The organism is Streptomyces sp. NPDC037271, assembly GCF_055603605.1.
Genome location: NZ_JBVJVN010000024.1, coordinates 107,414 through 117,977 on the forward strand (window position 1 = coordinate 107,414; position 10,564 = coordinate 117,977).

11 protein-coding genes and 1 rRNA gene are annotated in these 10,564 nt (G+C 72.5%); 3 read left to right on the plus strand and 9 right to left on the minus strand.

The annotated features are described in order from the left end of the window. Positions 1-344 precede the first annotated feature (344 nt). Genes ACZ7G3_RS29690 through ACZ7G3_RS29700 form a run of 3 tightly spaced genes read right to left on the minus strand, consistent with a single transcriptional unit; the run spans position 345 to position 2,396 of the window. A complete protein-coding gene (locus tag ACZ7G3_RS29690; RefSeq protein ID WP_426600646.1) occupies positions 345-1,250 on the minus strand; it encodes an NAD kinase in 906 nt (301 codons plus the stop codon). Then, complete coding sequence (locus ACZ7G3_RS29695; protein ID WP_426600647.1) at positions 1,247-2,062, minus strand: hemolysin; 816 nt, start codon at positions 2,060-2,062, stop codon at positions 1,247-1,249. Before ACZ7G3_RS29695 ends, ACZ7G3_RS29690 begins: the two co-directional genes overlap by 4 nt. Positions 2,063-2,069: 7 nt before the next feature. Continuing rightward, positions 2,070-2,396, minus strand: a complete 327-nt coding sequence (locus ACZ7G3_RS29700; RefSeq protein WP_470929174.1) for a hypothetical protein — start codon at positions 2,394-2,396, stop codon at positions 2,070-2,072. Positions 2,397-2,438: 42 nt separating this feature from the next. Here ACZ7G3_RS29700 and ACZ7G3_RS29705 point away from each other — a divergent pair, with 42 nt between their 5' ends. Then, entirely contained in the window at positions 2,439-2,786 is a 348-nt protein-coding gene (locus ACZ7G3_RS29705) for an SCP2 sterol-binding domain-containing protein (RefSeq protein ID WP_470929176.1), read from the plus strand. Here ACZ7G3_RS29705 and ACZ7G3_RS29710 read toward each other — a convergent pair. The 4 genes from ACZ7G3_RS29710 to ACZ7G3_RS29725 form a co-directional block, all read right to left on the minus strand. After that, entirely contained in the window at positions 2,770-3,657 is an 888-nt protein-coding gene (locus ACZ7G3_RS29710; RefSeq protein ID WP_470929178.1) for an ABC transporter ATP-binding protein, read from the minus strand. The genes ACZ7G3_RS29705 and ACZ7G3_RS29710 overlap by 17 nt on opposite strands. Further along, on the minus strand, positions 3,654-4,691 hold the full coding sequence (locus tag ACZ7G3_RS29715) for a FecCD family ABC transporter permease (protein WP_470929187.1): 1,038 nt from the start codon (positions 4,689-4,691) through the stop codon (positions 3,654-3,656). The genes ACZ7G3_RS29710 and ACZ7G3_RS29715 overlap by 4 nt, the downstream gene beginning before the upstream one ends. Before the next feature lie 23 nt (positions 4,692-4,714). Further along, on the minus strand, positions 4,715-5,761 hold the full coding sequence (locus tag ACZ7G3_RS29720; protein ID WP_470929180.1) for a FecCD family ABC transporter permease: 1,047 nt from the start codon (positions 5,759-5,761) through the stop codon (positions 4,715-4,717). Between the two features lie 97 nt (positions 5,762-5,858). Next, entirely contained in the window at positions 5,859-6,896 is a 1,038-nt protein-coding gene (locus ACZ7G3_RS29725) for an HAD hydrolase-like protein (protein WP_426600651.1), read from the minus strand. Between the two features lie 72 nt (positions 6,897-6,968). On the opposite strand from ACZ7G3_RS29725, the gene ACZ7G3_RS29730 reads away from it, so the two are divergent. Continuing rightward, complete coding sequence (locus ACZ7G3_RS29730; protein ID WP_470929182.1) at positions 6,969-8,261, plus strand: DUF1015 domain-containing protein; 1,293 nt, start codon at positions 6,969-6,971, stop codon at positions 8,259-8,261. Between the two features lie 66 nt (positions 8,262-8,327). On the opposite strand, the gene ACZ7G3_RS29735 is transcribed toward ACZ7G3_RS29730, so the two are convergent. Continuing rightward, a complete protein-coding gene (locus tag ACZ7G3_RS29735; RefSeq protein ID WP_426554867.1) occupies positions 8,328-9,071 on the minus strand; it encodes a tetratricopeptide repeat protein in 744 nt (247 codons plus the stop codon). Positions 9,072-9,128: 57 nt separating this feature from the next. Here ACZ7G3_RS29735 and ACZ7G3_RS29740 point away from each other — a divergent pair, with 57 nt between their 5' ends. Further along, positions 9,129-10,352 carry a hypothetical protein gene (locus ACZ7G3_RS29740; protein WP_470929189.1) on the plus strand — a complete coding sequence of 408 codons (1,224 nt, stop codon included), beginning with the start codon at positions 9,129-9,131 and terminating at the stop codon, positions 10,350-10,352. A 121-nt stretch (positions 10,353-10,473) separates the two neighbouring features. Here the strand turns inward: ACZ7G3_RS29740 and rrf are convergent. Next, positions 10,474-10,564 (minus strand): 5S ribosomal RNA (gene rrf, locus ACZ7G3_RS29745); the annotation flags it as partial.

The following is a 10,564-nucleotide window of genomic DNA, read 5'->3' on the forward strand; positions in this document are numbered from 1 at the left end:
GAGGTCGAGGGCGGGGCGCGCACACAGGCCGCCCGTGTCACCCCGGGGACCGGGTGCCGCTCAGGGGCGCGGAACCGTGCTGACGGCGGCTGAGCCGCCGAGCCCCGGCCGCGGACGGTCCGCGGCCGGGGCTCGGCAGAACCACTCCATCGAGTCCGCTAGGGGGTGTCGTTCGGATCAGGTCGGCTCCGGGCAACGGCGCCTTGCAATCGGAGCCGAGCGGGGTCTGGTGCGTGCGGCTGCAAGGCGGAGGAGGGCGACAGGGCGGAGCCCTGGCAACCGACGACAACGCCGCAGATGTGCGTGCCGGACCCCGCGACCCCGGCAAGATCCAAACGACACCCCTAGTGCGGCGCCCCGCGCCACCCGGACACCGGCAACGCGAACTTCGCCACCAGCCGGTCCGTGAACGAAGCGTGGTGCAACCGGGCCAGCCGGACCGGCACCGCGCCCCGCCGCACCTCCACCCGCGCCCCCGGCGGCAACTCCACCGTCCGCCGCCCGTCGCACCACAGGACCCCCGGCGGGATGTGCGGCAGCACCTCCACCACGAGCACCGAGTCCGGCGAGGTCACCAGCGGCTTCGCGAACAGCGCGTGCGCGCTGATCGGCACCATCAGCAGCGCCTCGACCTCGGGCCACACCACCGGCCCCCCGGCCGAGAAGGCGTACGCGGTCGACCCGGTCGGCGTCGACAGCACGATGCCGTCGCAGCCGAACCCGGTCACCGGCCGGCCGTCGATCTCCAGCACGACTTCCAGCAGCTTCTCGGCACCGGCCTTCTGCACGGCCGCCTCGTTCAGCGCCCAGTCGGTGTGCACGATGTCGCCGTTGCGGTGCACGACGACGTCGACGGTCATCCGCTCCTCGACCTCGTACGCCCGGCTCACCACCCGGTCGACGACCTTGTCGAGGTCGTCGCGCTCGGCCTCCGCGAGGAAGCCGACCCGGCCGAGGTTGACGCCGAGCATCGGCACTCCGGACGCGCGGGCGAACTCGGCGCCGCGCAGCAGCGTCCCGTCACCGCCCAGCACGATGAGCAGCTCGCACCCGTCGAGGCACTGCGGGGTGGCCTCCCCGACCAGCTCCACCTCGTCCGGCAGCGGCAGGTCGCGCGCCTCGGCCTCCAGGACGCGCACGCCGAGCCCGGCGTGCAGCAGCCCCTTGACCACGAGCTCCGCGCTGCGGATGGCGGCGGGACGCCCGGTGTGGGCGAGCAGGAAAACAGTACGCGCTCGGTTCTGTGTCAACTCGGCCCCTCCGCCACTGCACGGTCAACGTCGGCCGGGTCCAGTTCGTCGGCCCCGGCCCGCAGCCACAGAAAATACTCGACGTTCCCGGAGGGACCGGGCAGCGGACTGGCGGTGACCCCCTTCACTCCGAGTCCCAGCTCCCAGGCCGTCCGGGCGACTCCCCGTACGGCCTCGGCCCGCAGCTGCGCGCTGCGTACCACTCCGCCGCTGCCCAGCCGCTCCTTGCCCACCTCGAACTGCGGCTTCACCATCATCACGAGGTCGGCGCCCGGCCGTGTGCAGCGCACCAGCGCGGGCAGCACCAGTCCGAGCGGGATGAAGGACAGGTCCCCCACGACGAGGTCCACGGGCTCCCCGTCGATCGCGTCCGGCGTCAACTCGCGCACGTTCGTACGGTCCTTGACGGTGACGCGTTCATCCTGCTGAAGAGTCCAGGCGAGTTGTCCGTATCCGACGTCGACGGCGACGACGTGCGCGACGCCCGCCCGCAGCAGTACGTCGGTGAAGCCTCCGGTGGACGCGCCGGCGTCCAGCGCCCGCCGCCCCTCGACGACGAGCCCCTGCGGGACGAACACCGACAGGGCACCGGCCAGCTTGTGGCCGCCGCGCGAGACGTAGTCCGGGTCGCTGTCGTCGGCGCTCACCACGATCGCGGCAGCGGTCTCCACCTGCGTGGCGGGCTTGGTCGCGGCGATCTTGCCGACGGTGACCCGCCCGGCGGCGATCAGCTGGCTCGCGTGCTCGCGCGAGCGCGCCAGCTTGCGGCGGACCAGCTCCGCGTCGAGACGGCGGCGTGCGACTCCTGCCACGTTCGGTTCAGCTCCTGTGTTCGTACGACGAATGGGTCTCGTGGCCGAAAGGGCCACGTCGGGGGGTGGTGGTCGGGTGACGGTCGGGAGCCGGAGGCCCCGGGCGGGCGTCGAGCGCGGTCAGCGCGTCGCGCAACCCCCGGTGCACATCCTCGTACACCTCGACGTGTCCGTCCGTGGCCAGGTGGTCGGCGTCCGCCAGCCGCGCCAGCCGGGCGTCCACCTCGGCGTTCCCGGTGGGGGCGCGGGGGACGTCCAGGGGGGCGGGCGCGGCGGGCTCGTACGCGGGGCGTGCGTCCTCCGTCTCCCGGGGCTCCGGTACTGCGTCGCTCATGCCCCGACGCTACCGCGTACCGCTGAGGTACGGTCGGTCCCGATGGCGACGACTAAGGAGTGCCGCGCCGCACTCGAAAAGCTCTCGGACAACATGCGGGGCGCCGAAGGGGACGTGCGGTCGGCCACCGGGCTGGACCGCTCGGTGAGCTGTCACATCACCGACCTGGACGTCACCTTCGCCGGACGCATGGCGGACGGCCGGATCGACGTGCGCGAGACCCTGGACGGGCCGCCGCGCGAGAAGGCCGAGATCAGGCTGGCGATGACCGGCGACGACCTGGTGGCCCTGGTCGACGGCGAGCTGAACTTCGCCAAGGCCTGGGGCTCGGGCCGGGTGAAGCTGGAGGCGGGCCTGCGGGACCTGTTCCGCCTCAGGAAGCTTCTGTAGCCGCCACCTTCTCGCGCTGGGCGCCGCCCCCGCCGCGCGCCTTGCGCGCGGCCGGCACCACCAGTGGCGTACCCGTCTCCGGGTCGTCGATGACCTGGCAGCCCAGCCCGAAGACGCGCTCGACGAGCTCGGCCGTGACGATGTCCTTCGGCGCACCCTCCGCGATGACCTCCCCGCCGCGCAGCGCGATGAGGTGGGTGGCGTACCGGGCGGCGTGGTTGAGGTCGTGCAGGACGGCCACGAGCGTGCGGCCCTGCTCCTCGTGGAGTTCCGCGCACAGGTCGAGGACGTCGATCTGGTGCTGGATGTCCAGGTACGTCGTCGGCTCGTCGAGCAGTAGCAGCGGGGTCTGCTGGGCGAGCGCCATGGCGATCCACACACGCTGGCGCTGGCCGCCGGAGAGCTCGTCGACGTATCGGTCGGCGAGTTCGGAGATGCCGGTCTGGGCCATCGACTCCTGGACGACCCGTTCGTCCTCCGTCGACCACTGGCGCAGGATGCCCTGGTGCGGGTAGCGGCCGCGGCCGACGAGGTCGCCGACGGTGATGCCGTCGGGCGCGATGGACGACTGCGGCAGCAGGCCGAGGGTCCGCGCGACCTGCTTGGCGGGCATCGACTGGATCACCGACCCGTCGAGGAGCACGCGGCCCTGGGTGGGCTTGAGCATCCGTGACAGGGCGCGCAGCAGGGTGGACTTGCCGCAGGCGTTCGGGCCGACGATCACGGTGAAGGAGTTGTCGGGTATCTCCACCGACAGTTTCTCCGCGATGACCCGCTGGTCGTAGGCGAGGGTGACGTTCTCGGCGGTCAGGCGGTTCACGTTGCTCCTTTGGTTGTTCAGCCCGCTGCGCTTGCCGGCGCCGGCGCTCATATCCGGCCCGCCTTGCGCTCGGTGACCAGCAGCCACAGCAGGTAGACGCCGCCGAGCACGCCGGTGACCACGCCGACGGGCAGCTGGTCGGCGCCGAAGGCGCGCTGCGAGACGAAGTCGGCGCTGACCAGCAGGGCGGCGCCCATGCACAGGGACGGCAGCAGGTTGGGGCCCGGCGAACGGGTCAGGCGGCGGGCGAGCTGCGGCGCGGTGAGCGCGACGAAGGCGACCGGGCCCGCGGCGGCGGTGGCCGCGGCGGTGAGCAGCACGGCGGCCACCATCAGCAGCGCCCGCACACGCTCGACGCGCACTCCTAGGGCGTACGAGATGTCGTCGCCCATCTCCATCATCCGCAGCGCCCGCCCGTTGGTGAGGACGAGCGGGACGAGCACGGCGCACAGCCCGAGCAGGGGCCAGACCTGGCTCCAGTCGCGGCCGTCGAGGGACCCGGTCATCCAGACGACGGCTCGGGAGGCGTCGACGATGTCGGCCCGGGTGAGCAGGTAGCCGTTGACCGCCGTGACGATCGCGGACATGCCGATACCGACCAGGACGAGCCGGTAACCGTGCACGCCCCGCTTCCAGGCGAGCAGGTAGATGGCGAGGCCGGTCACCAGGCCGCCCACGAGCGCGCCGACGGTCACCTGGGTCGAGCCGCCGGAGAACAGGACGATCATGGTGAGGGCGCCGGCCGTCGCCCCCTGCCCGAGGCCGAGCACGTCCGGGCTGCCGAGCGGGTTGCGCGAGATGGCCTGGAACAGCGCGCCGCCCAGCCCGAGCGCGGCGCCGACCAGCAGTCCGACCAGGACCCGCGGCAGCCGCAGTTCGTTGACGATGAACTCCTGACCGGCGTCGCCCTCGCCGACCAGGGTCCTCAGCACGTCGCCGACCGGTATCGGGAAGTCGCCGGTGCCGATCAGCACGACGCTCGCGGCGAGCGCGACGACCAGCAGCAGGACGACGACGAGCACGGTCCGGACGTCGAGGCGGAACGAGAGCCCGCCCGGGCTTCGCACGGCTCGGGTGGTCTTCACGGTCTTCACGGTCTTCGCGGTCTTCACAGCTGGGCCGTCCTCCGCCGTCGTACGAGATAGATGAAGACCGGCCCGCCCAGGACGGCGGTGACGATGCCGACCTGGAGCTCCGAGGGCCGCGCGACGATCCGGCCGAGGACGTCGGCGCCCAGCAGCAGCACGGGCGACAGGATCGCGGCGTACGGCAGGATCCAGCGCATGTCGGGCCCGGTGAAGGAGCGGACGATGTGCGGGACCATCAGTCCGACGAACACGATCGGTCCGCAGGCGGCGGTCGCGGCCCCGCACAGCACGGTCGCCGCGAGCATGGACAGCGCCCGGGTGCGGTTGAGGTTGGCGCCGAGGGCCCTGGCCGTGTCGTCGCCCATCTCCATGGCGTTGAGCGGCCGGGAGAGAGCGAGGGCGAGGACCGTGCCCGCCACGAAGAACGGCAGCACCTCCTTGATGGTGCCGTTCGTCGCCGAGGAGAGCGAACCGACCGTCCAGAAGCGCATCCTGCCCAGCGCCGCGTCGTCCATGATCATCACGGCTTGGAGGTAGCCGAAGAGCGCGGCGCTGATCGCGGTGCCGGCCAGCACCAGCCGCACCGGCGTGGCCCCCCGGCTGCCGCCCAGGAACCAGACCAGCGCGCCGACCCCCGCCGCACCGGCGAAGGCGAACCACACATACCCGGTCAGGGAGGTGACGCCGAAGAAGGTGATGGCCGTGACGACCGCCGCGGAGGCGCCCGCGTTGATACCGAGCAGGCCGGGATCGGCCAGCGGGTTGCGGGTGAGCGCCTGCAGTACGGCTCCCGCGAGGCCGAGCGCGGCACCGGCGAGCAGACCGAGCACGGTCCGCGACAGCCGCTCGCCGACCACGACGTCGCCGTACGTGCCCGAGTCGTGGAACAGGCCGTGCCAGACCTCTGCCAGCGACAGGTCCTTCGCGCCGATCGCGATGCTCGCCAACGCGACGAGCACCAGGACCGCTGCGGAGACGGGCAGCCCGACGGCACGCAGGACACGGCGCTTCGGGGGCGGCGCGGGGGCGGTCTCCGCGCGCTGTTCGGGGGGACTGTCGACCAACACGCAGTTAGGTTAGCCTACCCTGCCAACCGATCACGATCCCGAGATTCATCCCCCGCACCCCCGAGGCCCGGCCCCGGCTCCTTCCCCGTACGACGGCTCACAACCCCAGTCGCGCCAACGCCTTTCCCGGATCGAGCTCGCACCCTGCTTCCCCGCCCGCGGTCCAGGCCGCCGCGCACAGCGCACGCAAGCCGTCCAGTGCCGCGCCCTCGCCCTCCAGCCGCAGCCGCTCCTCGCCGGCCGTGGCGGTCCAGCCGCCGCAGCGGAACCCGGCGCCCCCGTCTCCGTCGCCCGTGACCTCCGGCTGCCCGGTGAGCAGCCCGCGCAGATCGGCGTCGACGTACGTCGGCCGGTGCTGGGGCGGCGCCGCCAGCAGTTGGGCGCCGTCGGTCACTCCGGTGAGAACGAGCAGTGAGTCGACCTCCCCGTTGAACGCGCCCTCGATGTCCGTGTCCAGCCGGTCGCCCACCACCAACGGCCGCTGCGCGCCGGTCCGCAGGATGGTCTCGCGGTGCATGGGAGGCAACGGCTTCCCCGCGACCTGCGGATCGGCTCCGGTGGCGATCCGCACGACCTCCACCGCCGCGCCGTTGCCCGGTGCGATGCCCCGGGCGCCCGGGATCGTCAGGTCGGTGTTGGAGGCGTACCACGGCACGCCGCGCGCGATCGCGTAGCAGGCCTCGGCGAAACGCCCCCACGGCAGCTCGGGCCCGCCGAATCCCTGCACGACCGCCGCCGGATCGTCCTCCGCCGACTCCACCGGCTCCAGGCCGCGCTCACGCAGTGCCACCCGCAACCCCTCGCCGCCGATCACCAGCACCCTGGCGCCCGACGGCACCTGCTCGGCGATCAGCCGGGCCACCGCCTGCGCCGACGTGATGACGTCGTCGGCGCCCGTCGGTATGCCCAGCTCGGTCAGGTGCGCGGCCACCGCGTCGGGGGTCCGGAGCGCGTTGTTCGTGACGTACGCCAGACGCATGCCGCCCGCGCGGGCCGTGGCGAGCGAGTCGACCGCGTGGTCGATCGCGTTCCCCCCGGCGTACACCACGCCGTCCAGGTCGAGCAGCGCCGTGTCGTACGCCTCGCTCAGGCCCCGCCCACTGCCCTCGGGCCTCGTCCTGACGCTCCGGCTCATCTGGTATCGCTCCTCGTTCGACGGTTTTCCCCCGATCATCCCCCATACCACTGACACACGTACGATGCCGGGATGAACTCTGCAGGTCCCCCGGAAGCAACGGCGCGCCGGGGCCTGGAACTCACTCCGTTCCGAGGCCTCCGCTACGACCCCGACCGGGTCGGCAGCCTGGCCGCCGTGACGTCCCCGCCCTACGACGTCGTGGTCCGCCCCGACGGCCTGCTCCACCTCGAGTCGGCCGACCCGCACAACATCGTCCGCCTGATCCTCCCCCAGGCCGCCACGCCCGAGGCCCGCAACGAACAGGCCGCCGACACCCTGCGGCGTTGGCTGGCGGAGGGCGTACTGACCGCCGACTCCGAGCCTGGCCTGTACGTCTACGAACAAAGCGACGGCGACGGCATGCTGCAACGCGGCATCATCGGCGCCCTCCGCGTGTCGGACCCCTCGGAACAGGTCGTCCTGCCGCACGAGGACGTCATGCCGCACGTCGTCGCCGACCGCGCGGCCCTCATGCGGGCCACCTGGGCCAACCTCGAGCCCCTGCTCCTCACCTACCGCGGCAACGGCGCCACGGCGGCCACGACCACCGTGGTGGAACGTGCCGCCGAACAGCCCCCGCTTCTCGCGACGACCACGGAGGACGGCTTCCGCCACCGCCTGTGGTCGGTCACCGACCCCGACGACCTGTCCCGCGTCCGGTCCGAACTGGCCCGGCACCAGGCCCTCATCGCCGACGGCCACCACCGCTGGGCGACCTACCGCACGCTCCGCGCGGAACACCCCTCCCCCAGCCCGTGGGACCACGGGCTCGTCCTCCTGGTCGACACGGCCCGCTACCCGCTGCGGGTCCGCGCCATCCACCGCCTGCTGCACGACCTCCCGGTGCGCGACGCCGTGGCCGCCCTGGAGGGCCACTTCCGCGTCCGCCGCCTCGACGTACCGCTGGCGGAGTCCCTGGACGCCCTCGCCGAGGCGGCAGCGTCGGGAAACGCCTTCGTGCTCGCCGGCGACGGCGCCTTTCATCTCGTCGACCGACCGGATCCCGGCCTGCTGGCCCGTACGGTCCCCACCGACCGCCCCGATGCCTGGCGCACTCTGGACGCCACCGTCCTGCACGCCACGCTCCTCGCCCACGTCTGGCACATCCCCGACGACACCGCGGCCCACATCTCCTACATCCACGACACCGCGGCCACCGTCGAGAAGGCGGAACGCGACGGCGGTACAGCGGTACTGATGCACCCGGTCCGCGAGGAGGTCGTCCGCGACCTGGCCCGGCAGGGCGTCACTATGCCCCGCAAGTCGACGTCCTTCGGCCCGAAGCCGGCCTCGGGCCTGGTGCTGCGCGCGCTGGACCTGTGACACGGCACGACGAAGGGGCGGGACCGTGCGCCGGTCCCGCCCCTTCGTCGTCCTGCCCTGGACGCGTCAGTCCTGCTCGCCGCGCTCGTCCTCGACGGCGGGAGTCACCGCGCCGCCCTCGTCCTCGCGCTCGTCGAGGGCGTCCGTGAACTCCACGCCGTCCAGCTCGGCGAGCCGGTCGGAGGCGTCCGTGCTGCCGTCCCGGTCGGACTCCACGGCCTTCGCGAACCACTCCCGTGCTTCCGCTTCCCGGCCGGCGGCCAGCAGGGCGTCCGCGTAGGCGTACCGCAGACGTGCGGTCCACGGCTGTACGGAACTGGAGGCCAGCTCGGGGCTCTGCAGCGTCACGATGGCCGCGTCCAGCTGCCCCATGTCACGCCGGGCACCGGCCGCCACGAGCCGCATCTCGACCTGGCCGGCCTTGTCCAGCTTGTGCACCTCGGGGGCGCCGGCCATGTCCAGCGCCTTCTCCGGCCTGCCGAGCCCGCGCTCGCAGTCGGCCATGACCGGCCACAGCTCGACGGACCCGGTCATCCGCCGCGCGGCCCGGAACTCGGCCAGCGCCTCGCTGTACTTCTGGTTGGCGTACGCGGCGAACCCGCCCGCCTCCCGTACGGCGGCGACACGGGACGCCAGACGCAGAGCGATCTTGGAGTAGGCGTACGCCGCCTCCGGGTCCTCGTCGAGGAGCCGGGCGACCATCACCAGGTTCCTGGCGACATCCTCCGCGAGCGTCTTGGGCAGGCTCTGCAGCTCCTGCCGTACGTCCTTGTCGATCTCGTCGCCCGTGACCTCCTCCGGGATCGGCAGGCGCTTGATCGGCTCGCGGTCACGGTCCCGCTCCTCGCGGAAACGGCCTCCGCCGCCGTGCCGGTCATCACGTCCGCGGAACCCACCGGGACGCCCGCCTCGGTCGTCGCGCCGGGGCCCACCACGTCCACCGCGGTCGTCCCGGCCGCGGAAACCGCCACGGTCGCCCCCGCGGCTGTCCTCACGCCGACCGAAGCCGCCACGCTCACCACGGTTGTCGTCACGCCGGAAGGACGGACGGTCGCCACCACGGTCGTCGCGCCGGTCGTCGCGCCGGTCGTCACGGCGGTCATCGCGGCGGTCATCGCGACGGAAGGACGGACGATCGCCACCACGGTCGTCGCGCCGGTCGTCACGGCGGTCATCGCGACGGAAGGAGGGACGGTCACCGCCACGGTCACCGCGGTCGTCACGACGGAAGGAGGGGCGGTCGCCACCACGGTCATCACGGCGGAAGGGCGGACGGTCACCGCCACGGTCACCGCGGTCGTCACGACGGAAGGGGGGACGGTCACCGCCACGGTCACCGCGGTCGTCACGACGGAAGGAGGGGCGGTCGCCACCACGGTCATCACGGCGGAAGGGCGGACGGTCGCCACCACGGTCATCACGGCGGAACCCGCGGTCTCCGCCGCGGTCGTCACGACGGAAGGAGGGGCGGTCGCCACCACGGTCATCGCGACGGAAGGGCGGACGGTCGCCACCACGGTCATCACGGCGGAACCCGCGGTCTCCGCCGCGGTCGTCACGACGGTCATCCCGTCGGTCGTCACGCCGGAAGCCACCGCGCTGCCCACCACGGTCATCGCCACGGTTGTCATCACGCCGGCCGAAGCCGCCACGGTCACCGCGGTCGTCACGACGGAAGGGGGGACGGTCACCGCGGTCGTCACGACGGAAGGGGGGACGGTCACCACCACGGTCACCACGGTCGTCACGACGGAAGGACGGACGGTCGCCACCACGGTCGTCACGCCGATCGTCACGACGGAAGGAGGGGCGGTCGCCACCACGGTCATCACGGCGGAACCCGCGGTCTCCGCCGCGGTCGTCACGACGGTCATCCCGTCGGTCGTCACGCCGGAAGCCACCGCGCTGCCCACCACGGTCATCACCTCGGCGGTCGTCACGACGGAACCCACCGCGCTCACCACGGTCGTTGTCGCGACGGACCCCGCCACGGTCCCCGCGCTGACCGTTCCGGTCGCCGCGGTCACCACTGTCCCGTCGCCGCTGGTCGCGCTCCGGTCGGTCGTCGGGAGAGTTGGTGGGCATCGGTGACTCCTGTCTTCGGTACTGCAAGTCATTCTCGCGCAACCGGGTACCCGGTGCGCTCTGGAAAAACGAAAGGACCCTTGGCCCCCAGCTGAACGCTGGGGACCAAGGGTCCTTTCCAAAGATTGTTCGGCGGCGTCCTACTCTCCCACAGGGTCCCCCCTGCAGTACCATCGGCGCTGTAAGGCTTAGCTTCCGGGTTCGAAATGTAACCGGGC

Bases quoted from the DNA above. Each gene is read 5' to 3' on its own strand.
- ACZ7G3_RS29700 (WP_470929174.1), bottom strand. From the start codon at position 2,396: ATGAGCGACGCAGTACCGGAGCCCCGGGAGACGGAGGACGCACGCCCC.
- ACZ7G3_RS29705 (WP_470929176.1), top strand. From the start codon at position 2,439: ATGGCGACGACTAAGGAGTGCCGCGCCGCACTCGAAAAGCTCTCGGAC.
- ACZ7G3_RS29710 (WP_470929178.1), bottom strand. From the start codon at position 3,657: ATGAGCGCCGGCGCCGGCAAGCGCAGCGGGCTGAACAACCAAAGGAGC.
- ACZ7G3_RS29725 (WP_426600651.1), bottom strand. From the start codon at position 6,896: ATGAGCCGGAGCGTCAGGACGAGGCCCGAGGGCAGTGGGCGGGGCCTG.
- ACZ7G3_RS29730 (WP_470929182.1), top strand. From the start codon at position 6,969: ATGAACTCTGCAGGTCCCCCGGAAGCAACGGCGCGCCGGGGCCTGGAA.